Origin of the sequence: Streptomyces sp. NBC_01571, assembly GCF_026339875.1 — a bacterium.
GTDB lineage: Bacteria > Actinomycetota > Actinomycetes > Streptomycetales > Streptomycetaceae > Streptomyces.
The window spans coordinates 6,231,000-6,256,492 of record NZ_JAPEPZ010000001.1; the positions used below are offsets into that span (position 1 = coordinate 6,231,000).

Annotated in this window: 17 protein-coding genes and 1 pseudogene; 13 read left to right on the forward strand and 5 right to left on the reverse strand. The window is 73.3% G+C overall.

Going from position 1 to position 25,493, the window contains the following annotated elements; translation table 11 throughout:
- Positions 1 to 6: 6 nt before the first annotated feature.
- Both OHB41_RS28220 and OHB41_RS28225 read right to left on the reverse strand, forming a co-directional pair.
- The gene (locus tag OHB41_RS28220; RefSeq protein WP_266700918.1) at positions 7 to 1,653 is read right to left on the reverse strand and encodes a DUF5691 domain-containing protein; all 1,647 of its coding nucleotides are present in this window, start codon (positions 1,651 to 1,653) and stop codon (positions 7 to 9) included.
- Positions 1,654 to 1,741: 88 nt separating this feature from the next.
- Positions 1,742 to 3,097: an SWIM zinc finger family protein gene (locus tag OHB41_RS28225; RefSeq protein ID WP_266700919.1), complete on the reverse strand. Its 1,356-nt coding sequence runs from the start codon at positions 3,095 to 3,097 to the stop codon at positions 1,742 to 1,744.
- 134 nt (positions 3,098 to 3,231) lie between these two features.
- Here OHB41_RS28225 and OHB41_RS28230 point away from each other — a divergent pair, with 134 nt between their 5' ends.
- The 6 genes from OHB41_RS28230 to sucD all read left to right on the forward strand — a co-directional run bounded on the left by OHB41_RS28230 (position 3,232) and on the right by sucD (position 12,453).
- Positions 3,232 to 4,431, forward strand: a complete 1,200-nt coding sequence (locus OHB41_RS28230) for an ATP-binding protein (protein ID WP_266700920.1) — start codon at positions 3,232 to 3,234, stop codon at positions 4,429 to 4,431.
- Positions 4,432 to 4,610: 179 nt separating this feature from the next.
- Positions 4,611 to 7,142, forward strand: a complete 2,532-nt coding sequence (locus tag OHB41_RS28235; protein WP_266706188.1) for a DUF5682 family protein — start codon at positions 4,611 to 4,613, stop codon at positions 7,140 to 7,142.
- On the forward strand, positions 7,139 to 8,419 hold the full coding sequence (locus OHB41_RS28240; RefSeq protein WP_266700921.1) for a vWA domain-containing protein: 1,281 nt from the start codon (positions 7,139 to 7,141) through the stop codon (positions 8,417 to 8,419). Before OHB41_RS28235 ends, OHB41_RS28240 begins: the two co-directional genes overlap by 4 nt.
- A gap of 156 nt (positions 8,420 to 8,575) precedes the next feature.
- Positions 8,576 to 9,838 (forward strand): hypothetical protein, encoded by a 1,263-nt coding sequence (locus OHB41_RS28245; RefSeq protein WP_266700922.1) that lies wholly within the window; start codon positions 8,576 to 8,578, stop codon positions 9,836 to 9,838.
- Between the two features lie 530 nt (positions 9,839 to 10,368).
- On the forward strand, positions 10,369 to 11,547 hold the full coding sequence (sucC, locus tag OHB41_RS28250) for an ADP-forming succinate--CoA ligase subunit beta (protein ID WP_266700923.1): 1,179 nt from the start codon (positions 10,369 to 10,371) through the stop codon (positions 11,545 to 11,547).
- A gap of 21 nt (positions 11,548 to 11,568) precedes the next feature.
- Positions 11,569 to 12,453 carry a succinate--CoA ligase subunit alpha gene (gene sucD, locus OHB41_RS28255; RefSeq protein ID WP_168529780.1) on the forward strand — a complete coding sequence of 295 codons (885 nt, stop codon included), beginning with the start codon at positions 11,569 to 11,571 and terminating at the stop codon, positions 12,451 to 12,453.
- A 54-nt stretch (positions 12,454 to 12,507) separates the two neighbouring features.
- Here the strand turns inward: sucD and OHB41_RS28260 are convergent, their stop codons facing one another.
- Positions 12,508 to 13,827 (reverse strand): helix-turn-helix domain-containing protein, encoded by a 1,320-nt coding sequence (locus tag OHB41_RS28260; RefSeq protein ID WP_266700924.1) that lies wholly within the window; start codon positions 13,825 to 13,827, stop codon positions 12,508 to 12,510.
- Between the two features lie 126 nt (positions 13,828 to 13,953).
- Between OHB41_RS28260 and OHB41_RS28265 the strand changes: the two genes are divergently transcribed.
- Entirely contained in the window at positions 13,954 to 15,651 is a 1,698-nt protein-coding gene (locus OHB41_RS28265) for a cell division protein PerM (RefSeq protein ID WP_266700925.1), read from the forward strand.
- Positions 15,652 to 16,376: 725 nt separating this feature from the next.
- On the opposite strand, the gene OHB41_RS28270 is transcribed toward OHB41_RS28265, so the two are convergent.
- A complete protein-coding gene (locus OHB41_RS28270; protein WP_266700926.1) occupies positions 16,377 to 17,243 on the reverse strand; it encodes a hypothetical protein in 867 nt (288 codons plus the stop codon).
- 383 nt (positions 17,244 to 17,626) lie between these two features.
- Between OHB41_RS28270 and purN the strand changes: the two genes are divergently transcribed.
- Both purN and purH read left to right on the forward strand, forming a co-directional pair.
- The gene (gene purN / locus OHB41_RS28275) at positions 17,627 to 18,247 is read left to right on the forward strand and encodes a phosphoribosylglycinamide formyltransferase (RefSeq protein ID WP_266700927.1); all 621 of its coding nucleotides are present in this window, start codon (positions 17,627 to 17,629) and stop codon (positions 18,245 to 18,247) included.
- Entirely contained in the window at positions 18,244 to 19,833 is a 1,590-nt protein-coding gene (gene purH, locus OHB41_RS28280) for a bifunctional phosphoribosylaminoimidazolecarboxamide formyltransferase/IMP cyclohydrolase (protein WP_266700928.1), read from the forward strand. The genes purN and purH overlap by 4 nt, the downstream gene beginning before the upstream one ends.
- Positions 19,834 to 20,029: 196 nt before the next feature.
- Here the strand turns inward: purH and OHB41_RS28285 are convergent, their stop codons facing one another.
- Entirely contained in the window at positions 20,030 to 20,632 is a 603-nt protein-coding gene (locus OHB41_RS28285) for a proline-rich domain-containing protein (protein WP_266700929.1), read from the reverse strand.
- 275 nt (positions 20,633 to 20,907) lie between these two features.
- On the opposite strand from OHB41_RS28285, the gene OHB41_RS28290 reads away from it, so the two are divergent.
- From OHB41_RS28290 to OHB41_RS28305, 4 genes and pseudogenes are all read left to right on the forward strand, one after another.
- Positions 20,908 to 21,762, forward strand: coding sequence for a bifunctional methylenetetrahydrofolate dehydrogenase/methenyltetrahydrofolate cyclohydrolase (locus OHB41_RS28290; protein ID WP_037626775.1), 855 nt, complete (start codon positions 20,908 to 20,910; stop codon positions 21,760 to 21,762).
- Positions 21,763 to 21,814: 52 nt separating this feature from the next.
- Positions 21,815 to 22,456, forward strand: coding sequence for a DUF3017 domain-containing protein (locus tag OHB41_RS28295; RefSeq protein ID WP_266700930.1), 642 nt, complete (start codon positions 21,815 to 21,817; stop codon positions 22,454 to 22,456).
- Positions 22,457 to 22,733: 277 nt separating this feature from the next.
- A pseudogene (locus OHB41_RS28300) lies at positions 22,734 to 23,048 on the forward strand (helix-turn-helix domain-containing protein); the annotation flags it as partial.
- Between the two features lie 717 nt (positions 23,049 to 23,765).
- Positions 23,766 to 25,013 carry an XRE family transcriptional regulator gene (locus OHB41_RS28305; protein ID WP_266700931.1) on the forward strand — a complete coding sequence of 416 codons (1,248 nt, stop codon included), beginning with the start codon at positions 23,766 to 23,768 and terminating at the stop codon, positions 25,011 to 25,013.
- The last annotated feature ends 480 nt before the right edge of the window (positions 25,014 to 25,493 follow it).

Below are 25,493 nucleotides of genomic sequence, written 5' to 3' on the forward strand. Positions count from 1 at the left end.
CGGTGTTCATGGCATTGTCGGAGCCCGCTCGGGTTCCGGCACCGCCAGCTCCGCGGTCATCTCCGCGCGCAGCCGCAACGTGGTGACGAGGCGCTGGAAGGCCTCGGCCCAGTAGCCGCCGGCCCCCGGCGCCGCGTTCTCCGTCTCGTCGGGAATCGCCGTGAGCGCGTCGAGCCGACCGGCCTCGAGCGGATCCAGGCACCGCTCTGCCAGCCCCATCACCCCACTGAAGCTCCATGGATAACTCCCCGCGTCGCGTGCGATGTCGAGCGCGTCGACCACCGCACGCCCCAGGGGCCCCGCCCACGGCACCGCACAGACCCCCAGCAGCTGGAACGCCTCGGACAAGCCGTGCGTGGCGATGAACCCCGCCACCCACTCGGCCCGTTCGGCCGGACCCAGCGTGGCGAGCAGCTTCGAACGCTCCGCCAGCGACACCGCCCCCGGTCCGCCGGCCTCCGGCGCGGAGGGCGCGCCGAGGAGCGCCCGGGACCACCCGGGGTCCCGCTGCCGTACCGCCGCCCGGGACCACGCGGCGTGCAGTTCGTTCCGCCAGTCGTCCGCCACGGGAAGCGCGACGATCTCCTCCGGTGTGCGTCCCCCCAGCCGCCGCGGCCATGTCCCGAGCGGCGCTGCTTCGACCAACTGGCCCAGCCACCACGACCGTTCCCCTCGTCCCGCCGGAGCTTTCGGTACAACACCGTCCCGCTCCATGCTCGCGTCGCACTCGTGCGGCGCCTCGACGACGATCGAGGGCGTCCCCTGCGTGCGGTCGACGGCCACGCACGAACCGGCCCGTGCCGCCATCCGGGCGGCCAGCGCCGAACCGGGCAGCGCGGACAGCAGCTCCGCGGCCGTGGCCCGGACATTGCGGCTGCGGTCGGTGAGCGCCCGCTCCAGGAACGGCTCGTCGGCCGGCCCCAGCCCTGACCGCAGCGAGTCGAGGAACATCAGCCGGTCCTCGGCCCGCTCCGCCCCCCAGGTGGTGGCGAGCAGCTCGCGCGCGGTCGCCGGACGCCGGGCCCGCAACGCTGTGAGCAGCGCGACCCGCTCGGCGAACAGGCCCTCCTGCCACAGCTGTTCCGTACGCTCGGGCTCGTCGGGCCCGGGCAGCGCGGCGCCGCCCCCCGGCAAGGAACGCAAGGCGAACCGCCAGTCGGGGTTCAGCCGGGCCAGCCACAGGGCGCGCGGTCCGGCGAAGGTCAGCGCGGCCGGCCGCAGATCCGTACGGCCCCGGGCCGCGTCGAGGAGTGCGGGCAGCGCTTCCGGAGGAGCCGCGAAACCGTGCGTGTTGGCCAGCGCGAGCCACTGGGGCAGCAGTTCCACGAGGTCGGGGGCCGCGCCCCGGCGGCCACCTCCGGTGCCGGGCCGGTCGGCCAGCAGCACCGCGAGGCGGTGGGCCGCGGCGGGCGGGAGGGGGTGTCGCGGGTCCGGCGCCGCGGGCTCGGGCCGGGCGGCCGCCCGGCCCGGCCGCATCCCGGCCCGCCGCCGCAGGGTCGCCGCGGCGGCCGCGTCCAGGACGGCCACCGGCACCTCGCGCCCCGCCGCCCACGCGGGCGGTGTACGCCGCTCGGTCCCGAGCAGCGCCACGGTGACGAGCTCGTCCCAGGAGCCCTCGACGGGCGCACCCGTCGAGGCGGAGGTCGCGTTCATGAACGTCCTTTCCGTACGGAGGCACGGAGCCGGGGAAAGCGGGCGGTGCCCGGGACGGGGAAGCCGGTGGTGGACGTGGTGTCGCGGGTCAGCACAGCCGTACCGCCTCGCCCGCGCCCTCGGGCCAGGCCGTGAGCGGAGCGAAGCCACGGTGACCGCACTCGCCGAAGACCGTGACGGGGGCGCCGCCGGAGAGGGCGGCCAGCCGCCACAGCCCGGGGCCGGAGAGCGCCGAGGGCGTGAGGGGGAGCGCGCAGTCACCCTCCGCGTCAGCGAGTTGCCAGGTGTCTCCGTCCGGGGTGGGTATGACCCGGGACAGCGTGACCGGGCAGGCGTCGAGCCAGGGATCGTCCCGCAGGGCCTCGCCGTAGCGGGCCGCCGCGCGGAGTGTGCTCACTCCCGGCGGGCGGGTGCGCGTGGGTGCCGGGAGGGTGAACCGCTCGCCCAGGGACGCTCGTTGCTGCCCCGTGCCCGGGTACGCCGACACCTCCGCCTCGAAGGCCAGGCCCACCGGCAGGGTCAGCTGCGGCGCGCGGCCGGCCGCCCCGTAGGAGAGGACCCGGACCGTGCGGCCGGACTCCGCGCCGTACAGCCAGATCCTGCGGGTGGTGAGCCGGCTGTCCGCCGTGTCGTACTGGGCGAGGACCAGCCAGCGGTCCCGCAGCGGGGGGCCGCCCGCCGGGCCGGACAGACCGACCCGGGAGCGGACCGTCGCGGCCAGGCCGTCCGGCAGCGACTCCCGGCGCAGCCAGCCCTGGTCGAGGAGATGGAGCAGCGCGCACTCCTCCAGCAGCCGTACGGGCCAGCCCGGCCCGGAAGCGGGGACCGCCCCCAACTCCCGCACCCGCGCGGCCAGTCCGGGCGCCTGCGCGTCGACCATGCGGGCCGCCGTCTCCTCCCACATCCCGTACCCCGCCTGCTCGGCCGCGGCGAGGCCGCCCCGCAGCAGGTCGGCCAGCCGCCGCTCCAACTCCCCCGCCCCGGCGGTGATCCGCGCGGCCCGGCGCTCCGCCCTGCGCCGGGCCGCCTCCGGGTCAGCCGGTGACGCCGTCCCAGATGCCGCGTCCGTCGTCCGAGTCGCCGCCGCTCGCTCCCTTCTCCCCTCCGTCCATCGCTCCGCCCAGTCCGGCACGGGTCCCCGCGGCACCGTGCCCTCCTCGCCCGCCCAGAGCAGGAGCAGTCCCAGCGTGTGTTTGCACGGGACCTTCCGGCTCGGACAACTGCATGTGCACGCGGGCCCGGTGGAGTCCGCGATGTCGACGACCGTCCGATAAGGCGTGCTGCCGCTTCCTCTGCACAGTCCCCATAGCGTCCCCTCGTCAGAACTGCCTGTTTCCGACCACGGTCCGGCGGTGCCGAGCTTGCTGCCCGCTCTGCGTGACGCCACGTCAGGCGCCAGTGCCAGCACCTGATCCGCCGTCCAGCGCACCCCCTGCTGAGTCATGTCGTCGAAGGTAGGTCCCACCACTGACAATCGACCTTCGCGAGCGCGTCCGTGCAGGTCAGAGCGGATTGTCAGTGGTGTGGTGCACGGTGGGACCAGATCCGAACCGGCCGAGCAGGAGGGGGGACCGAGCCATGACCGTGTCCATCGAGTCCGTGGAACCGACGTCCGTCGATACGCCGGCGGGACAGGCCGGGGGAGCGGCCCCGGGCGACAGCGCCGACGGGAGCGCGGGGGGAGCCGGCGGGACCGCGGGCGAGGTGCTGCGGCCGCACGCCGAGCACGCCTTCGCCGCCGAACTCGCCGCGCTGGCCGCGCAGGACGACCGGCCCCGCCCGGCCCGCTGGCGGCTGTCGCCGTGGGCGGTGGCGACCTATCTGCTGGGCGGCACCCTGCCGGACGGCACGGAGATCACACCGAAGTACGTGGGCCCGCGCCGCATCGTCGAGGTCGCGGTCACCACCCTCGCCACCGACCGCGCCCTACTGCTGCTCGGCGTGCCCGGTACCGCGAAGACCTGGGTGTCCGAGCACCTGGCCGCGGCGGTCAGCGGCGACTCGACCCTCCTGGTGCAGGGCACCGCCGGCACACCGGAGGAGGCGATCCGCTACGGGTGGAACTACGCGCAACTGCTCGCGCACGGCCCCAGCCGGGACGCGCTCGTGCCCAGTCCGGTCATGCGCGCCATGGCCGAGGGCATGACGGTCCGCGTCGAGGAGCTGACCCGTGTCCCGGCCGACGTACAGGACACGCTGATCACGATCCTGTCGGAGAAGACCCTGCCCATACCGGAGTTGGGCCAGGAGACCCAGGCCGTCCGCGGCTTCAACCTGATCGCCACGGCCAACGACCGCGACCGCGGTGTGAACGAGCTGTCCAGCGCCCTGCGCCGGCGCTTCAACACGGTGGTGCTGCCGCTGCCGGAGAGTGCCGAGGCCGAGGTGGACATCGTCTCGCGCCGCGTCGACCAGATCGGCCGCTCGCTCGACCTCCCGTCGGTCCCGGACGGCGTCGACGAGATCCGCCGGGTCGTCACCGTCTTCCGTGAGCTGCGCGACGGAGTGACGGCGGACGGGCGTACGAAACTCAAGTCGCCCAGCGGCACGCTGTCCACCGCCGAGGCGATCTCCGTCGTCACCGGCGGGCTGGCGCTGGCCGCCCACTTCGGCGACGGCGTTCTGCGCGCCTCGGACGTGGCCGCGGGCATCCTCGGCGCCGTCGTCCGCGATCCGGCGGCCGACCGGGTGATCTGGCAGGAGTACCTGGAGGCGGTCGTCCGCGAGCGCGAGGGCTGGAAGGACTTCTACCGGGCCTGCCGGGAGGTGAGCGCGTGACCGGACCACGGGAGGGGGCGGGTGAGGAACGCGTCCCCGGAGTGCGGGAGGGGACGCAGAGCGAGGAACTCGGCCTGCGAGAAGGGACGGAGAGGGAGGAACCCGCCGTCCGGGAAGGGGCGGAGGAGCCCGGTGTGCGGGAGGGGACGCGGCGCGCGGTCGGGGCGGGGCCGGATCGGGTGCCTCCCGCGCGGGCGGGCGGGCCGCTGCTGCTGGGGGTGCGGCACCACGGCCCCGGCTCGGCGCGTGCCGTGCGGGCCGCGCTGGACGCGGCGACACCCCGGACCGTCCTGATCGAGGGACCCCCGGAGGCCGACACGCTCATTCCGCTCGCCGCCGACCCTGACATGCGTCCTCCGGTCGCGCTCCTGGCCCATGTGGTGGACGAGCCGGGCCGCTCCGCCTTCTGGCCGCTGGCCGAGTTCTCCCCGGAGTGGGTGGCGATCCGGTGGGCGCTGGATCACGGTGTCCCGGCCCGCTTCATCGACCTGCCGGCGACGCACACGCTGGCATGGGGGAAGGAGGAACCGCCCCGGTCACCCGCCGAACCCGCCGAACCCGCGGGCGACGCCGTGCGGATCGACCCGCTCGCCGTGCTCGCCGAGACAGCCGGTCACGACGATCCCGAGCGCTGGTGGGAGGACGCGGTCGAGCACCGGAGCGGGACCGGTACCGATCCGTTCGCGCCGTTCGCCGTGCTGGAGGAGGCGATGGGCGCACTGCGGGAGGCGTACGGGGGCGGCGGACACGACCGCGATCCGGAGCGGGAGGCGTACATGCGGCTCCAGGTACGCGCGGCACAGCGCGAGTTCGGGGACGACGTGGCCGTGGTGTGCGGAGCCTGGCACGTACCCGCGCTGCGCCGCAGAACCACGGTCGCCGCCGACCGGGCGCTCCTCAAGGGGCTGCCCAAGGCCAAGGCCGACATGACGTGGGTGCCGTGGACGCACCGCCGGCTGTCCCGGGCCGGCGGGTACGGCGCGGGCATCGACTCGCCGGGCTGGTACGGGCACCTCTTCGGCGCCCCCGACCGTCCGGTCGAGCGGTGGATGACGAAGGTGGCCCGGCTGTTGCGCGACGAGGACCGGATGGTCTCCTCCGCGCACGTCATCGAGGCGGTGCGGCTGGCCGACACGCTCGCCGCCGTACGGGGCCGCCCGCTGCCCGGGCTGACCGAGGCCACCGACGCCGTACGGGCCGTGATGTGTGAGGGCTCGGACGTGCCGCTGGGGCTCGTGCACGACCGGCTCGTGGTCGGCGATGTGCTGGGCGAGGTGCCGCGGTCCGCACCCGCGGTGCCGCTCCAGCGCGACCTCGCCCGGCTCCAGAAAAGGCTGCGGATCAAACCGGAGCCGCTGGAGCGGGAGTTGGAGCTCGACCTGCGGGGCGAGAACGACGCGGGGCGGAGCCGGCTCCTGCACCGGCTGCGGCTGCTCGGCATCGGCTGGGGCGAGGCCGCCGCATCCCGCGGCAGCACCGGCACCTTCCGGGAGACCTGGCGGCTGCGCTGGGAGCCGGAGCTGTCCGTGCGGGTCGCCGAGGCCGGGGTGTGGGGCACGACCGTGCTGTCCGCGGCGACCGCCAGAGCGGAGGCGGACGCCGTCGCCTCGCCGGCCCTGGCCGACGTCACGGCACTCGCCGAACGCTGTCTGCTCGCCGGACTCACGGACGCCCTGCCCGTGGTGATGCGGGTCCTCGCCGACCGGGCCGCGCTGGACACGGACGTCGGCCACCTCGCACAGGCGCTGCCCGCGCTGGTCCGCGCCCTGCGCTACGGGGACGTTCGCGGCACGGACACCCACGCTCTCACCGAGGTCGCCGCGGGCCTCGCCGAGCGGATCTTCGTCGGTCTCCCACCGGCCTGCGTGGCACTCGACGCCGACGCCGCCGAGGACATGCGGCGCCACGTGGACGCGGTGCACGGCGCGGTGGGACTGCTGGGAGAGACGGGACTCCGGGGAGAGACGGGACTGTTGGGAGAGACGGTCGCGGTGCGACCGTCCGTCGACGGACCGCCCGGCACGCGGATGCGCGGTCGGTGGCACTCCGTGCTGCGGGTGCTGTCCGGCCGCGACACCGTTCCCGGTGTGCTCCGTGGACGGGCCGTGCGGCTGCTGCTGGACGACGGCGAGCTGGGACAGGAGGAGGCCGCCCGGCTCATGGGGCTCGTGCTGTCGCCGGGCACGGAGCCGGGGGACGCGGCCGCGTGGATCGAGGGGTTCGTCGGCGGCGGCTCCGGCGGAGGCATGCTGCTCGTGCACGACGAGCGGCTGCTCGGATTGGTCGACGCGTGGCTGACGGGGGTACCGGCGGAGGCGTTCACCGATGTGCTCCCGCTGCTGCGGCGCACGTTCTCGGCGTACGAGGCCGGGGTGCGCAGGACGCTGGGGGAGCTGGTCCGGCGCGGCCCGGGGGCGCGGGGGAGCGCCGCGGCCGCCGCTTCCGGCATACCCGGGTTCGCCCCCGAGCTGGACGCCGGGCGCGCCGACGCCGTCCTGCCGGTGCTGCGCCTGCTGCTCGGGCAGGACGACAACGAAACCAACGAAACCACTGGCGCCGACGAATCCGCCGACGCGGACGCCGACGAAACCGGCGCCGATCAAGCCGCCGACGCCGACGCCGATGAAGCCGCCGACGCCGACGCCGACGCCGATGAAAGCGACGGCGACGAATCCGCAGACGCCGACGACCTCGTGGGGGCGGACCGATGACCTCAGTACCGCTGGACCCGGCCGACGCGCCCCGACCTGACAGCGCGCCCCGGCCGACGGACGCACACCAGACGGTCGACGCCCCCCGACCGGTCGACGCACCGCGGCCGGTCGGTGTGCGCCGTGCGAACGCCTCGGCCGGCGAGCGGCTGCGGCGCTGGCGGCTCGTGCTCGGGGGCGACGAGGCGGACGGCACCGGACACGCGCTCGCCGGGCAGGACGCGGCGATGGACGGCGCGCTCACCGCGTTGTACGGGAAGGGGAGCGGGACGCAGTCGGGGCGGGACCGTTCGGCGGGGCTCGGGGCGTCCGCACCGTCGGTCGCGCGCTGGCTCGGGGACATCCGGACGTACTTCCCGTCGTCCGTCGTGCAGGTCATGCAGCGGGACGCGATCGACCGGCTCGGGTTGTCCGCCCTGCTGCTGGAGCCCGAGATGCTGGAGGCGGTGGAGGCCGACGTGCACCTGGTGGGCACCCTCCTCTCCCTCAACAAGGCCATGCCGGAGACGACGAAGGAGACCGCGCGGGCCGTCGTGCGCAAGGTCGTCGAGGACTTGGAGAAGCGGCTCGCGACCCGCACCCGGGCCTCGCTCTCCGGCGCCCTCGACCGCAGCGCCCGCATCAACCGCCCCCGCCACCACGACATCGACTGGAACCGCACGATCGCGGCCAACCTGAAGCACTACCTGCCCGAACACCGCACGGTCGTTCCCGAGCGGCTGATCGGTCACGGACACGCCTCGCAGTCCCTGAGGAAGGAGGTCGTCCTGTGCGTCGACCAGTCGGGCTCGATGGCCGCGTCCGTCGTCTACGCGTCCGTCTTCGGGGCCGTCCTCGCGTCGATGCGGTCCATCGCCACCCGGCTCGTCGTCTTCGACACGGCCGTCGTCGACCTCACCGACCAGCTCGACGACCCGGTCGACGTCCTCTTCGGCACGCAGCTCGGCGGCGGTACGGACATCAACCGGGCGCTCGCGTACTGCCAGTTGCAGATCACCCGGCCCGCCGACACCGTGGTCGTGCTCATCAGCGACCTCTACGAAGGGGGCATACGCGACGAGATGCTGAAGCGGGTAGCGGCGATGAAGGCGTCGGGGGTGCAGTTCGTGACGCTGCTGGCCCTGTCCGACGAGGGGACGCCGGCCTACGACCGTGAGCACGCGTCGGCACTCGCGGCGCTGGGCGCACCGGCGTTCGCCTGCACACCCGATCTGTTTCCCGACGTGATGGCGGCGGCGATCGAGAAGCGTCCGCTTCCCGTGCCCGACGCCGTGTGACGAGAGCCGAAAAACCGGACATGAATACCCATCGGTAACAGGGGGCTTGCGCAACCGCGGGAGTCCCGTGCGAGGATCATCGCCTCTTCGAATCGAACGGTGCGCCGAGTTCTGTCCCGTACCGTCCGGCCCCGCCGCACGGAGGCTCTCCCCGTCTTGCTCCCGACCGCCGCACCGCCCGTCGCCGGTGCCGCTCTGCGCCTGCTGCGCACGGCGGCGGGGCGGCGCGCGCTGCAGGCTTCGTTGCTGGTGGGCGGGGTGTTCGCGCTCGGCTTCCTCTGCGGGGAACAGGCACGCGCGGCGGACGGCCGGACGCCCACGGCTCTGACGACGCAGGTGGCTTCGGCGGCGGAACGGGCCGCGCAGCCGCTCCTCGCCGCGACCACCGGGGCACCGGCCGGGCAGCCTGCGGGCAACTCGGCCGAGCGGAACCGGAAGCCGCAGCCGGACCACTGGCCCCAACCGAACGAGAAGCCGCAGCCGGGCCTGAAGCCCGACCCGAACGAGAAGCCCCACCCGAACCAGAAGCCGCAGTCGAACCAGAAGCCGCAGTCGAACGAGAAGCCCCACCCGAACCAGAAGCCGCAGTCGAACGAGAAGCCGTATCCGAACCAGAAGCCCGAGTCGAACGAGAAGCCGCGGCTGAAGCCGGAGTTGTTCCAGAAGCCGGGGGAGCGCGGGGAGCCGCGGCAGAAGCAGCTCGCGGCACCGACGAAGGCGCCCCGGGTACCGGCGTCGGCCGACCGTGCCGGCTCCCTGGTCGCCGAAGCCGTCGGCAGCGTCGTACGACCGGTTGCCGACACCGCCGTACGGCCGGTCGGTGATCTCGTGGAGACGCTCACCGGGGAACTGACCACCTCCCTGCCGGAGACTCTGCCGCCCCTCCCCGCACTCCCGGCAGTGCCGCCGGTGGGGGCAGTCCCGTCGCTTCCGTCCCCGCCCTCGCCTCCCGGCGTGTTCCCGCCCGCGCCGAGCAGGGGGGACAGGGAACAGCTTCCGCCCGCGGATCCGGACCACCCGCAACATTCGGGCGCGGTGGGCGCGCCGGTCCCGCACCCGGTGGCACCCCGCGCCGCCGGGAGGGAGCCGGGTTCCACGGCTGTCCTCGCGTACGGTCCCGCGTCCCTCCGTGTGGACGTCCGGGCGGGTGCCACGCACGCGGGACATGGTCACGACGGCCACCATGGCGGTCGTCAGGTCACAGGACCGGCTCGCGCACGTCAGGCGCCGGTCGGTGACTCCTCGGGCGCGCCGGGTGACCGGCCCGCTGTCGACGGCGGGGTGTCGCGGCACGGCGACGCGTATGCCGTCGCCCCGGACCACCGCGCGCCGCTGCGGCTCGTGTCCGGCACGTCCGAGGCCGTGACCGCGGCCGGGACCCGGGACAGGTACCGGGACATTCCGCTTTTCCCCGGCTAGGACCCTCCTACCCCGGTCGGTGACCCGCCCGCGCGAGGACGGCACGCGTACCTCCCATCGCCCCCCGAGGGGGGATGTCCGGGGCATGACCGAGCCGGCCGTCCCGCGCACCAGGCACACCTGACTGGTCCGTACACACCTGAGACTCCGCGGGGCCGCAGCCCCGGACGGCCGAAAACCGTCGGACCCGTCCGGCCGTACCCCGCGGACGGGACAGGTGGTCCCCATTGGGGTGGGGAGCACCTGTCCCGGGCCCCTCAAGGGCCTGTTCAAGGGGCCTCACCGGGCCAACCCCAGCCCGGTGAGGCCCTGCCCCGCCAAGGGCCCGGCGAGATCTGTGACAGGTATCACCGCTCAGGTGTGATCTGCGATTTAGGGACCCACGTCCTGCGGCGATAACCTGCGGGACGGACATGCCGCGCGCTCGGACACCGTGTGCGCCTCCCTAGTGACAGCGGACGTCACGTTGCCCTTCGCGGCACGCCCACGCATCCAACGAACCGCGAGATCACTGATAGGGACGGACGCGCGTGGACCTGTTCGAGTACCAGGCGAGGGACCTCTTCGCCAAGCACGGTGTACCGGTGCTGGCCGGTGAAGTCATCGACACGCCTGAGGCAGCCCGCGAGGCGACCGAGCGTCTTGGCGGCAAGTCCGTCGTCAAGGCCCAGGTGAAGGTCGGTGGCCGCGGAAAGGCCGGCGGCGTCAAGCTCGCCGCCACCCCGGACGAGGCCGTCGCCCGCGCGACGGACATCCTCGGCATGGACATCAAGGGCCACACGGTCCACAAGGTGATGATCGCCGAGACCGCGCCCGAGATCGTCGAGGAGTACTACGTCTCGTACCTCCTCGACCGCACGAACCGCACCTTCCTCGCCATGGCGTCCGTCCAGGGCGGCGTGGAGATCGAGGTCGTCGCGGAGGAGAACCCCGACGCCCTCGCGAAGGTGCCGGTCGACGCCAACGAAGGCGTGTCGATCGAGAAGGCCCGCGAGATCGTCGCCCAGGCGAAGTTCCCGGCCGAGGTCGCGGAGCAGGTCGCCGAGATCCTGGTGACGCTGTGGGACACCTTCATCAAGGAGGACGCCCTCCTCGTCGAGGTGAACCCGCTCGCCAAGGTCGCCTCCGGCAAGGTCATCGCCCTCGACGGCAAGGTCTCCCTCGACGAGAACGCCGAGTTCCGCCAGCCGGACCACGAGGCGCTCGTCGACCACGCGGCGGCCAACCCGCTCGAGGCCGCCGCCAAGGCGAAGAACCTCAACTACGTCAAGCTCGACGGCGAGGTCGGCATCATCGGCAACGGCGCGGGTCTCGTCATGAGCACCCTGGACGTCGTCGCGTATGCCGGTGAGAACCACGGTGGCGTGAAGCCCGCCAACTTCCTCGACATCGGCGGCGGCGCCTCCGCCGCGGTCATGGCGAACGGCCTGGAGATCATCCTCGGCGACCCGGACGTCAAGTCCGTCTTCGTCAACGTCTTCGGTGGCATCACCGCCTGCGACGAGGTCGCCAACGGCATCGTCCAGGCGCTGCAGCTGCTCGCCGACAAGGGCGAGGAAGTCACCAAGCCGCTGGTCGTGCGTCTCGACGGCAACAACGCCGAACTGGGTCGCAAGATCCTCTCGGACGCCAACCACCCGCTGGTCCAGCGCGTGGACACCATGGACGGCGCGGCCGACAAGGCCGCCGAGCTCGCGGCTGCGAAGTAAGGGACGAGGGACTAAACAGCCATGGCTATCTTCCTCAACAAGGACAGCAAGGTCATCGTCCAGGGCATGACCGGTGCCACGGGTATGAAGCACACCAAGCTCATGCTCGCGGACGGCACGAACATCGTCGGTGGCGTGAACCCGCGCAAGGCGGGCACGTCCGTCGACATCGACGGCACCGAGATCCCCGTCTTCGGCACGGTCGCCGAGGCGATCGAGAAGACGGGCGCCAACGTCTCCGTCCTCTTCGTGCCGCCGGCCTTCGCGAAGGCCGCCGTCGTCGAGGCGATCGACGCGGAGATCCCCCTCGCGGTCGTCATCACCGAGGGCATCGCCGTCCACGACTCCGCCGCCTTCTGGGCGTACGCGAAGGCGAAGGGCAACAAGACCCGCATCATCGGCCCGAACTGCCCCGGCCTCATCACCCCGGGCCAGTCCAACGCCGGCATCATCCCGGGCGACATCACGAAGCCGGGCCGCATCGGCCTGGTCTCGAAGTCCGGCACGCTGACGTACCAGATGATGTACGAGCTCCGTGACATCGGCTTCTCGTCCGCCGTGGGCATCGGCGGCGACCCGGTGATCGGTACGACGCACATCGACGCGCTCGCCGCGTTCGAGGCCGACCCCGACACCGACCTGATCGTCATGATCGGTGAGATCGGCGGCGACGCCGAGGAGCGGGCCGCGGACTTCATCGCGAAGAACGTGACGAAGCCGGTCGTCGGCTACGTCGCGGGCTTCACCGCGCCCGAGGGCAAGACCATGGGCCACGCCGGCGCCATCGTCTCCGGCTCCTCCGGTACGGCCGCCGCGAAGAAGGAGGCCCTCGAGGCCGCCGGCGTCAAGGTCGGCAAGACGCCGACCGAGACGGCGAAGCTGGCGCGCGAACTGCTCAAGGGCTGACACGCGACAGCGAGACGGGCCCGCACCCCCTGGGGTGCGGGCCCGTCCGCGTTCTCACCGCGGATCCGGGACCAGCCGCTCCGGACCGCTCGCCGTCGCCGCCTTGAGCCGGGCGCGCAGGGCCAGCTCCTCATGGGACAGCGGCCCCGGAGCGATCCGCGGCGGCAGACCGGTCACCGTCGCCCCCGGGGCGAGGGGCGGTTCGTAGTGGTCGGGGGCGGCCCTGAGGGTCAGCGAGGTGATGCCGATGAAGACGGCGGTGAAGGCTATCGCCGCACGGGTCCAGCGCTGCACCCGGCGCTCGCTGCTCCAGCGGACCATGAAGGGTTTCCCGGCCCGCAGCCGTTCCGTCCCGGCGACCTCGGCTAGCCGCCGGTGCAGATGCTCGGGCGCCGCGAGCTCCGGCAGCCGGGCGGCCACGGTCGCGCGCGCGTGCAGCAGCCGGTTGGCCGCGGCCGGCGTGCTCGCCTCCGTCTCGGCCGCCGTCTCCGGCAGGTCGAGTCCGACACCGTCGTAGAGCAGCAGGGTCCGCCGGTGCATCGGCGGCAGTTCCAGGAGTACGGAGAGCAGCTCGCGGTCGGCGGGGTCTTCGGGCGATGGCTCCTCGTGCCGGTACCGCGGGCGGATCCGGTGCCAGGGCGAGAGGGCGTACTCGTACGCGACCGCCCGCACCCACCCCGCCGGATCCCGGTCCACGGCCACCTCGGGCCACCGCTGCCAGGCCGACTGGAAGGCCCGCTCCACCGACTCGCACGCCAGCTCGCGCCGCCCGGTGAGCAGATAGGTCTGCCGCAGGAGCGCGGGAGCGCAGAACCCGTAGAGCGCGTCGAAGGCCTGAGCGGGCGTCAGGCCGACAGACGCGGGCTGGAAACCGGGGCCCCATCCGGGCCCGGCCGCGGGACTCGCCTCGGAGTCGGCGTGTGCCGCCGGCGGCCGCGGCGGCCTGGGGAGCGGCTGTTCGGGGCCGGCGGCGACACCGGCCAGGACGGGGGCGGCCTCGTCCTGCGCGTCGCCCGGACGTGCGTGCCGTACGCCGTCGCCGTCGCCGCGACGGCGGGGGCTCCGGCTGCTCCGACGTCCGCTCCGGCGGTCGCCGCGCGCGCCGGGGCTGTCCGGGACGCCGGGGCCATCGGCGACGTCGGGGGCGACGCGGACATCCCCCTGACGGCCGGTCACCTCATGGGAGGTCAGCAGCTCGGCGTACGCCTCCCGTTCGCGGCCGCACGGCGTCGCACGGCCGGACTCCCACGAGCGTACGGTCGCGGCGGTGACGCCCACCGCGGCCGCGATGTCGGCATGGGTCAGCGACTTGGCCTCGCGCAGTCGGCGGCGCTCCTCGCGGCCGGGCAGGGGAGTCGCGGAGTCTCCTGTCATCGTGGACCCCACAGGGCTGCCCTTCCGTACGAAAAGGTACATAGCTGCATATTGAGCGACACATCCAAGCTTTCCCTGTTACGACGAGAAAGCGCGTGTCGTTGGGAGCATGACGGGGTGACACAGATGACCGACCACAGGCTTTCGTTGTCGCTCCTGATCACGCGGATGCGTCGCCGATCCCCCGGACTGGCCGCCGGATTCCTGGGCGGTGCGCTCGCGGCGGGGCTCGGGCTCGGCTCGCTCGCCGTCCTCGTCATGATGCTCTGGATCAGCTCGCCGTACCCGGACAGCGGACCCGGCGGCGCGCTGCACGTCGCCGCCGCTCTGTGGCTGCTCGCGCACGGAGTGGAGCTGGTCCGCACCGACACCCTGTCGGGACTGCCCATGCCGGTGGGTCTCACCCCGCTGCTCCTGGTGCTGTTCCCCGTATGGCTGCTGCACCGCGCCGCGCGCGACGCCGCGGACGCCGACGCGGGGGCCTCGGCACGCACCGTGTGGGCCGGGACCGTCGCGGGCTATCTGACCCTGAGCGCGGCGGCGCTGCTCTACACCGCGGGCGGCGAACTGCGGCCGTCCTGGGCGTGGTCGGGTCTGTGCCTGCCACTGCTCACCGCGAGCGCGGCCGGGGCCGGGGTGTGGACGGCGTACGGGCACCCGCGCGGGCCGGTCCCGTTCTGGGTGGGCCGGGCTCTCGGCCGCCGGCCGTTGCCCGCCGGGGTACGCCGCTGGGCCACCGGCGAGCTGCCTGCGCCGTGGGCCGGGCGATGGCTCGGCGCGTCGGCACGGGCGGCGGTCGCCGGGGCGGCGGTGCTCGTCGGGGGCGGGGCACTGCTGGTGGGGGCGTCGCTGGTGTGGCACGGCGATCTGGCGCGGGAGTCCTTCCAGCAGCTCACCGCGGTGTGGTCGGGGCGGTTCGCCGTACTCCTGCTCTGTCTGGCACTGGTGCCGAACGCGGCGGTGTGGGGGGCCGCGTACGGACTCGGGCCCGGTGTGGTGCTGGGGGCCGGACACGTCGCGGGGCCCTTGTCCGCGGCTGCGCCGGGGCCGTTGCTGCCGCCGTTTCCGCTGCTGGCGGCGGTGCCGGAGGCCGGGGGGCCGTGGAGCTGGGCGGCGGCGGGGGTGCCGGTGGCGGCCGGGGTCACGGTGGTGTGGTTCCTGCGGAAGGCGGCCGGGGGCCGCGGGGGTGCGGCGGACGGGGCCGGGACCGGGGCAGGGCCAGAGGAAGGGGGCGAGGGCTGGTCCCGGGGGCGGGTCGTCGCGGGGGTGGGGGTCGCGGGTGTCCTGTGCGGTCTGGTGATGGCGCTGCTCGCCGGGCTGGCGGGCGGGCCGCTGGGGGTTGGAGCGCTGGCCCACTTCGGGCCGGTGTGGTGGCAGGTGGGGGGTGCCGTGATGGTGTGGACGGTGGGGGTGGGGGTTCCGCTGGGGGCGGTGGTGCCGGGAATCGGGCAGGGGCGTCGGCGGCTTTCCTGGGCGTCTTTGGTGCCTGTGGTGCCTGTGGTGCCCGTGGTGTCTGTGCCGGCGTGGTTGTCGTGGTCTTCGTGGCGGGCGCGTGGTGACGGGGCGCAGGTGTCGGCGTCGAGGCCGGGGGTGGGATCGGTGGGATCGGTGGTGTCGCAGGCGGTCGGGGAATCGGTCCTCGTGCCGGAGTCGGAGGGTGAGCGGGATCCCAGTCATGCGCCGTACGACCTTCTGCCGTCCGACGACGACATGGGGATGGCGTCGTGGCACGAGGATGTGGTGCGGGAGGCGCGGTGGGCGGCGTTGCGGGAGGCGTCGTCGTCGGTGGACCTACGGGAGCCCGATCCGGACCCGGAGGGCTGAGGTAACGCACGGTTTCTCGCCCCCGCCGCCCCTACCCTCCCCCAAGCTCTCGACTTCGCTCGAGCAGGGGGACCCACATCGTCCCCGGGTCTCCGCCCCGGACCCCGCCAGGGGCGCTGCGCCCCCTGGACCCCCGCCGTCGCCCGAAGGGCTCGTCCTCGAACGCCGGACGGGCTGACATGCGTGACCCCGAGCGTCAGCCTTCGAGGGTGCCCCATCAGCGCGGGCCCGCACCCCCAGCCCGTGCGGGCCACCCCGCCTGTGCGGAAACATCCAGCCCGTGCGGGCCATCCCGCCTGTGCCGAACCATCCAGCCTGTGTCGAACCATCCAGCCCGTGCGGGACCATCCCGCCTGTGCCGAACCATCCAGCCCATGCCGAACCATCCAGCCCATGCCGAACCATCCAGCACATGCCGAACTCTGCAGCCCATGCCGACATCTCCAGCGCACGCCGGAGTCCAGCGCATGCCCACATCTCCAGCGCTCGCCGGAGTCTCCAGCGCGGGCCCGCATCTCCAGCCCGTCCGGCGTTTGAGGACGAGGCCGTTCAGGCCGAACGGGAGTGTGGGGGCGGAGCCCCCAGGGGCGGCAGGGGCGGCAGGGCCAACGGACCTCTTGCGCTGAAGATCTCCAGCCCAGGCCCGCATCAACAGCCCGTCCGGCAAGGCCGTTCAGGCCGGAGCGGGGGCCCCGGGGGCGGCAGCCCCCGGAGGCGGGGACGCGCTAGTTCTGCGTCCCCAGCACGCCCCGCAGCTCCTTCGGCAGAAGCTGGTTGCAGGACTGCTTGGCCGCATTGGTGAGCGCGTCGTTCGTGCACGAGTAGTAGTCGCTGTAGACGAGCTGCGCGGAGAACATCGCGGCGACCATGGCGATGGCGAGGGACGCGGTGACGAGACCGCTGACGGCCGCGGTCGTCTGCGGGCGGCTGTTCGGATCGGGTGCCGGCGCGTCCGGGTCCGGCTTGCGGGGCTTGGCGCGCAGGGCGCTGACACCCCAGTACAGCGCGAGCGCGCCGAGCAGCAGGGCCACGTACGGCCAGCTGAACAGGGCGAAGAAGAAGGCCCACATGCCGGAGAGCAGCGCGTAGCGCGCCCGGCGCTGGGCGGGGTCCGTCGGGTCCCAGCGCATTCCGGAGCCAGGACCGCCACCGGGTCCTTCCGGGCCGCCCTGGCCCTGCGGGGCCCCGGGCCGCTCGCCGAAGCCGCCGCCGCTCGAGCGGCCCGGCTGCTGGTCGCTCCACTGGCTGCCCCAGGGGGAGTGCTGTCCGGAGCCGCCGCCGTTCTCGTCCGGGCCCTGTCCGCCGCCCTGTCCGCCCGCGGGCCGTCTGGGCTGCCAGGGCCGGTCGGGCGTGCCCTCCGGCGGCGGAGCGAACGGATTGTGGTCGTCGGAGCCGGAGCCGGAGCCGGAGCCGGGGCCTGACCCGGACCCCGAGCCGCTCCCACCTGCCGAGCCGCCCCCGACCGAGGAGTCGCGTCCGCCCGGGGAGTCGCCCTTGCCCGAGGGCGCGTCCCCGTTCTCCTGCGGCGGGGTGGGCGAAGGGCGCCGCTCGCGCAGCAGGAGCGGAGGGAGTCGGAGACTGCGGTCCGGCATCAGGTGTGCGTCTTCCCCTTGGTGGTTCTGGCGGGCGGCGTGTCCGCACGGCTTCGTGCTCGCGACGCGTACCCCGGGTTTCCTGTCCAGGACTCGCACCCAGGGCTCGTACCCCGGACGTTCGTCCCCGGGGCGTCCGCCCCGGATGTTCCTGCCCGTCCCTGGTCAACGTCCCGCAGACACAGGGCGTTCCCCATGCCGAACGGTGTTCCCGGGAGGGTCCTCCCCAGACGCTACCTTCCGGCCACGCCCCCGTCCCGTGGGGGCTGCCCGGTGTGCCGGTATCGTTGCTGACGGTCGGCCGGTTCGTAGACTTCCCCGTATCCCGGGGCGCGAAGCATTCGTACGACCGTACAAACGCTCCCCCGAGAAAGGGCCCCGTCGTGGCCAAGGCCAAGCGCCTCGTCGTGCTGGTCTCCGGATCAGGCACGAATCTGCAGGCACTGCTCGACGCCGTCGCGGAGGCCGGCCCCGAGGGCTACGGGGCCCGGATCGTGGCCGTCGGCGCCGACCGTGACGGCATCGAGGGGCTCGCGCGCGGTGAGCGGGCGGGGCTGTCCACCTTCGTCCGGCGCGTGAAGGACTACGGCACCCGGGACGAGTGGGACGCGGCGCTCACCGAGGCGGTCGCCGCCCATGAGCCCGACCTCGTGATCTCCGCCGGGTTCATGAAGATCGTGGGGAAGCAATTCCTCGCCAGGTTCGGCGGGCGGTTCGTCAACACGCACCCCGCCCTGCTGCCGAGTTTCCCGGGGGCCCACGGCGTGCGCGACGCGCTCGCGTACGGCGCGAAGGTCACCGGATGCACCGTCCACTTCGTCGACGACGGCGTCGACACCGGACCGATCATCGCTCAGGGCGTGGTCGAGGTCCGGGACGAGGACGACGAGAGCGCTCTGCACGAGCGCATCAAGGAAGTCGAGCGAGAACTGCTCGTCGATGTCGTGGGGCGGCTCGCCCGCAACGGCTATCGCATTGAGGGACGAAAGGTAGTTATCCAGTGACCGCCGACAGCACAGTCACGGCCGAGGGCACTGCGGGCACCAGGCGGGCCATCCGGCGCGCGCTCGTCAGTGTCTACGACAAGACCGGGCTCGAAGAGCTCGCGCGCGGGCTGCACGAGGCCGGTGTCGAGCTGGTGTCCACCGGCTCCACCGCCGCCCGCATCGCCGCGTCCGGCGTCCCCGTCACCAAGGTCGAGGAACTCACCGGCTTCCCCGAGTGCCTCGACGGCCGCGTCAAGACCCTGCACCCCCGGGTACACGCGGGCATCCTCGCCGACCTGCGCCTCGACAGCCACCGCGAGCAGCTCGCCGAGCTCGGCGTCGAGCCGTTCGACCTCGTCGTGGTGAACCTCTACCCCTTCCGTGAGACGGTCGCCTCCGGCGCGACGCCCGACGAGTGTGTCGAGCAGATCGACATCGGCGGTCCCTCGATGGTGCGGGCGGCCGCCAAGAACCATCCGTCCGTCGCCGTCGTCACCAGCCCGGACCGGTACGCCGCCGTCCTGGCCGCCGTCGGGATGGGGGGCTTCGACCTCACCGCCCGCAAGCGGCTCGCGGCGGAGGCCTTCCAGCACACCGCCTCGTACGACGTCGCCGTCGCCTCCTGGTTCGCGGACGACTACGCCGCGGCCGACACCAGCGGCTTCCCCGACTTCCTCGGGCACACCTACGAGCGGAAGAACACCCTTCGGTACGGGGAGAACCCGCACCAGGGTGCCGCGCTGTACGTCGACGGCACGGGCGGCCTCGCCGAGGCCGAGCAGCTGCACGGCAAGGAGATGTCGTACAACAACTACACGGACACGGACGCCGCGCGCCGTGCCGCGTACGACCACGAGGACCCCTGCGTCGCGATCATCAAGCACGCAAACCCGTGCGGCATCGCGGTCGCCTCGAACGTCGCCGAGGCGCACCGCAAGGCGCACGCCTGTGACCCGCTGTCCGCGTTCGGCGGCGTGATCGCGGTCAACCGGCCGGTGACCAAGGAGATGGCGGAGCAGGTCGCGGACATCTTCACCGAGGTCATCGTGGCGCCGGAGTACGAGGACGGCGCGCTCGAAGCCCTCACCAAGAAGAAGAACATCCGGGTCCTGCGCGCCCACCGGGCGCCCGCCAACCCGGTCGAGATCAAGCAGATCGACGGCGGCGCGCTGCTCCAGGTCACCGACCGGCTCCAGGCCGACGGCGACAACCCGGCGAGCTGGACCCTGGCCACCGGTGACGCGCTCGGCCATGGCGAGCTGGACGAACTGGCCTTCGCCTGGCGGGCCTGCCGCGCGGTGAAGTCCAACGCCATCCTGCTCGCCAAGGACGGCGCGTCGGTCGGCGTCGGCATGGGTCAGGTCAACCGCGTCGACTCCGCGAAGCTGGCGGTCGAGCGGGCGGGCGCCGAGCGTGCCCGCGGTGCGTACGCCGCCTCGGACGCGTTCTTCCCCTTCCCCGACGGCCTGGAGATCCTTGCCGAGGCGGGTGTCAGGGCCGTGGTGCAGCCGGGCGGTTCTGTCCGTGACGAGCTGGTGGTGGAGGCCGCGAAGAAGGCCGGCATCACGATGTACTTCACCGGGACGCGTCACTTCTTCCACTGAGCGCGGGCTGCTGCTCACTGGCTGCTGCTCACTGACCATTGATCGCTGATCGTGCAGGCCCGGCGGCGGTTTCCGGCTCCCTTCCGGGAGGGCTGGAAACCGCCGTCTGCGCGTCGGCGGACCGGTGTCGGTGGCAGCGAACAGCAAACAGTGGGCAGCAGGCGGTGCGCGGTGCGCGGTGGGCAGTGGGCGGAGCTCAGTACTTCGGCCGGTTGAACCAGGCCTCGCCGTCGGCCTTGCCGACGAACACCGCGATGAGGATCGCGAGCACGGTGTGCGCCAGTCCGATGACGATGAACGGGTAGATGCCGAGGATCGCGGTCAGGATGCCGAACACCATCGTGGTGATGCGCACGCCGTTGCCGCCGTTGGCGCACTTCACCCCGAGCCAGATCGCGAGGACACCCCAGGCCAGCACCGCGACCGTCACACCCCACAGGGCGCCGGCCGAGTAGTCGGCGAGCTGCTGGAACCGGACGTCGTCCTTGAGCTCCGCGTTGTTCTTCGCGGCCGAGACGGCCACCGCGGAGAACGCGATCAGAATGGCGCCGAGTATCTGGAGACCGCCGATGACGAACAGCATCACGCGTGCGGACTTCACCCCGCCGGGCATCACCATCGGGCCGCCGGGGTAGCCGCCGTACGGCGACTGCTGGACCGGCGGGGCCTGCGGGTAGCCGTATCCGGGCTGCTGCGGGACGTCCTGGGGGTAGCCGTAGCCGGGCTGGCCCTGGGGCGGGTAACCCGACGGCTGGCCCTGCGGGGGACCGTAGGGGTTGTTCGGGTCGCCGAAACTCATGGCGGGGATTCCTCCGTTGCCTGGTGCAGGGACGAGGCGCGGCACGGTGCGGAGGAGAGTTTCTGCAGAGCGGTCCGTCCCCCCGGTACTGCCCGCGGCACTGTGTCGTTCATCGTTCTCAATGCCTTCCTTATTTGTCCAGAGTGCTTCCGGGTGCGTTGTGCATGTGTTGTGCAAGTGCAACATCGCTGATCACGGCGGGATCGGGGGAGACGAGGGCGCATGGGAGGCGCCCGGATTGGAACCAGGAGCGGGTCATCCGCGAGGATGGGACCATGACCGCCCAGATTCTCGATGGCAAGGCCACCGCAGCCGCGATCAAGTCCGATCTGACCGTCCGCGTGGCGGCCCTGAAGGAGAAGGGCGTCACGCCCGGCCTGGGGACCGTCCTGGTGGGCGACGACCCCGGCAGCCAGAAGTACGTCGCGGGCAAGCACCGCGACTGCGCGCAGGTGGGCATCGCCTCCATCCAGCGTGAACTGCCCGCGACCGCCACGCAGGAGGAGATCGAGGCGGTGGTACGGGAACTCAACGAGGACCCCGCGTGCACCGGCTACATCGTTCAGCTCCCGCTCCCCAAGGGCATCGACGAGAACCGCATCCTGGAGCTGATGGACCCGGACAAGGACGCGGACGGACTGCACCCGATGAACCTCGGCCGCCTCGTGCTGAACGAGCCGGCCCCGCTGCCCTGCACCCCGAACGGCGTCCTCACCCTCCTGCGCCGCTACGGCGTGGAGATCAAGGGCGCCGAGGTCGTGGTCGTCGGCCGCGGGGTGACCATCGGCCGTCCGATGCCGCTGCTGCTGACGCGGCGCAGCGAGAACGCGACCGTGACCCAGTGCCACACCGGTACCCGGGACCTCTCCGCGCACCTGAAGCGCGCCGACATCATCATCGCCGCGGCCGGCTCCGCGCACCTCGTCCGCGCCGAGGACGTGAAGCCGGGCGCCGCCGTCCTCGACGTCGGCGTCTCGCGCAGCGCCGAGGGCAAGATCGTCGGCGATGTCCACCCGGACGTCGCCGAGGTCGCGGCGTGGATCTCCCCGAACCCGGGCGGCGTCGGTCCGATGACCCGTGCCCAGCTGCTCGTCAACGTGGTGGAAGCGGCGGAGCGCAGTGTCGGCTGACGGCAGCTCCGAGAGGGCCGACTCCGCATCGGCCGTACGGGAAGCGGAGGCAGTGGCGGAAGCCGCCGTACGGGCCGAGGGGTCCGCACGGACGGACGGGGCCGCACGGACGGAAGGGGCCCCGCGGACGGATGCGGCCGCACGGGCCGAGGGGGCCGCGCCGGCCGTGACGGGGGCGCGGGCCGAGGCCGGGGCCCCGGACGGCGCCGGGTCCGGGGACGACGCGAGGTCCGGGGGCGACGCCGAGGAGGGCGACCCCGGGGTGATCGACGCCGTGAGTGCCCCGGACGCCGAGGGGCGGCCGCGCCGCACCACGCGCCGCTTCCCGCTGTTCACGAAGGACACCGCGCGGCCCGAGGGCGGCGGCCGGGCGGCATCGGGCGACGCCCCGGCCCCGGCCCGCCAGTGGCCCATCCTGGCCGTGCTGGGTTCCGTCGGGCTCGGCCTGCTGCTGGTCGCGCTGGACGCGTTCCGGTTCGGCACGATCCTGATCGGCGCCGCCTTGCTGGCCGGTGCCGTGATGCGCTGGATGCTGCCCGACGTGGGCATGCTCGCGGTCCGCTCCCGCTTCACGGACATGGTCACGTACGGCGTGCTGGGCCTCGCCATCGTCCTGCTCGCGCTGATGGCTCAGCCCAATCCGTGGCTGGTGATCCCGTTCCTGGACGACACGCTGCACTTCACGGTCCGCTGAGACCCCCGCGCCGTCCACGCACGGCGCCGCGACCCGTCCTCTCCCCCGAGTAAGGACGGGCCGCGGCCGGGCGGCCGTGCCGCCCGGGGACAACCCTTCTGCACCGGAACGGGCCTTACAACAGCCGGCAGTTCGCTGTGGCACGGAAGTGACCGTTCCGCCACCGTGTCCGCGTCGCGTGACGGGAACCGTCCCACCGTCCGGCGCCGTCCCTCGCTCACAGGGAACGCCGGAGGCGGACGAACGTCTCCGGAACGCCGCGGGAGGTGGGTGAGCGATGGGTGCCTGGCAGCCGCTGCCGGGGGAACTTCCCGCGGAGGTACGGGACTTCGTCGAGCAGGTACGGCTGCTCAAGGACAGCACCGGGCTGAGCCTGGTCGCGCTGGGCGCGCGCACCGCGTACAGCAAGTCGTCCTGGCAGCGCTACCTCAACGGGACCCAGCCGCCACCCAGGCAGGCGGTCGCGGCCCTGTGCCGGGTCGCGGGTCTCACCGGCGCCGACGCCGAACGCTTCGGCGTGCGCTGGGAGCTGGCGGTACGGGTCTGGCCCCGCGAGCCCGCGCCCTTACGTCTCCCGGTGGGCGGACCCGTCCCCGGCGGGCGTGACGGCGCGCAGGACGGACGCGGCGAGCACGACGAACACGACGGACGCGACGAACACGACGGACGCGACGAACGCCACGAGCACGACGAACACGACGAGCACGACGAGCACGACGGACGCGACGGACACGGTGGCGCGGCGCAGGGTGCGGACGACCGTGCGGGCGCGTGCGGGTACGAGGAGGAGCCCACGCTTCCGTGGTGGGACCTGCTCGACGAGGAACCCCCGCCCGGTCCGCGCACGGGACGTCTCCTCCTCTACGCGGCCCTGCTCGTCCTCGCGCTCCTCCTCGTCGCTGTCGCGGGTGCCGTCGCTCTCGGGTGACCCGAGTTCGTTGACGACCGGCGGGGGAGCACCCGTGTTCCCGCTGTGTCGACGTCCTGACAGGTTCGACGACCGGGCCTGATCCGTCCCGACCGACACTTGTGCGGAGGTCGAGAGTCCGTCTGGCCGGCGCGGGGGAAATGGGACACTGGGACCGCGGCCCGACGGGCGTGCAACGGCGCATGCCCCGGCCCGAACGCTCCTGTGCGCCCCCGTTCCGGGAACTGAGGTCCTGGCCGGACGCATCCCTGTGGGTAACCAGAACGGGGACTCGGCGGCGATGGGCCACTCCCTTGCCCGCACGCGGGGGAGAGCCCGGGGGAGCCGCGCGGGGGGAAATGTCAGGCACGCACGGGGGGAAAGAAGCAGGGGGGAACAGCAATGCCTCGTTGGAAGGCCTTGCCGGATGAACTCGATCCGCAGGTCAGGGAGTTCGCCGGCCAGCTGCGCCGATTGGTCGACCGGAGCGGGCTGAGTGTCGCCGCCCTGGCCGACCGTACGGGCTACAGCAGGACGTCCTGGGAGCGTTACCTCAACGGCCGGCTTCTCGCTCCCAAGGGTGCGATCGTCGCCCTGGCCGAGGTGACCGGGAGCAGTCCCGTTCATCTGACCACCATGTGGGAGCTCGCCGAGCGTGCCTGGAGCCGTTCGGAGATGCGCCACGACATGACCATGGAAGCGATCCGCATCTCCCAGGCGCGGGCCGCGCTCGGGGAGTCCGGGGCGTCCCCGGCGAACGGGGGCGACGGCCAACAGGCACGCAAGGGCCGCAGCGCGACCGTGACGCCCGGGGTCGCCGGGCCCGCGGGTGTGGCGCCGTCGGTACCGCCGCAGCCGACCGCGGCGGACGTGGAGGACTCGGTGTCCGGGGCCTCGTCGCCGAACGCGGGTGGTGTGCGCGGGGGTTCCCCGTCCGGTGGCTCCTCGTCCGGAGGGGCTTCGCGGGGCGCTGGGGGCGGTGGCTGGGGGGCCGTCGCCACGCCGTCGTCCGGGAGCCCGGGGCGGTTCGGGCCGCCGGTGGCGGCCGGTCCGGCGGGGCCCGCCGCGTCCGCCGACGGTCCGCCGGCGGGTGGCCGGCCGGCCGCCGGGAAGCCTCACGACGGGGCGTCGCCCGGCGGAGCCGGGGCCGACGGGGCGCGGCGCAAGCGGCGGTTGACGATGTTCCTCGCGGGTGTCGTGGGTGCGCTCGTCGTCATCGCCGTGGCCGTCCTCCTCACCGGGGGTGGCGGTGACAAGAAGGAGCAGAGCACGCCCGGGACGCCCACGACGTCCGCCGCCGTCCATCCCGACCTGCCGGCCGGGGTGAAGTGCAGTGGCAGCGACTGCACGGGCAAGGACCCGGAGAACATGGGCTGCGGGGGGCAGTTGGCGACCACCCCCACCAGCATCACCGTCGGTACGACACTGGTCGAGGTCCGCTACAGCAAGACCTGTGCCGCGGCCTGGGCCCGTATCACGCAGGCCGTGGCCGGTGACTCGGTCGTGGTCTCCGCCGCCGGTGTGCCTCAGCAGACCGGTTCGGTGGACACCGACACCGACGCGTACACCCCGATGGTCGCCGTCAAGGGGGCCGGTGAGGCGAAGGCGTGCGTGACGTTGAAGTCGGGGCAGCGGGGGTGTACGCGGTGAGGTAGGAGGGGCTGGGGTGGTGCGGGGAGGTCGGGGGAGGTTTCTTCGCCCCCGCCGCCCCTACCCTCCCCCCAAGCTCTCGGCTTCGCTCGAGCAGGGAACCCCCGTCATCCGTACCTGGGGCTCCGCCCCGGACCCCGCCAGGGGCGCTCCGCCCCCGGACCCCCGCTCGCCCGAAGGTCTCGTCCTCAAACGCCGGAGGGGCTGACATGCATGACCTGGGCGTCAGGCTCTGAGGGTGCCCCATCAGCGCGGGCTCGCCTCTCCAGTGCAGGCCGGCATATCCAGCCCGTCCGGGCGCTTGAGGGCGAGGCCGTTCAGGCCGGAGCGGGGGTCTGGGGGCGGCAAGCCCCCAGGTACGGACGGGTCGGGTAGGGGTGGCGGGGCGGATGACGGTTGGTGGGGGCGCTCGGAAATCGGGGGGAATGGTCGCGCCCGCTGCGGGCAGGCGGACAGACAACCCCCACGGGATCCGGCGAC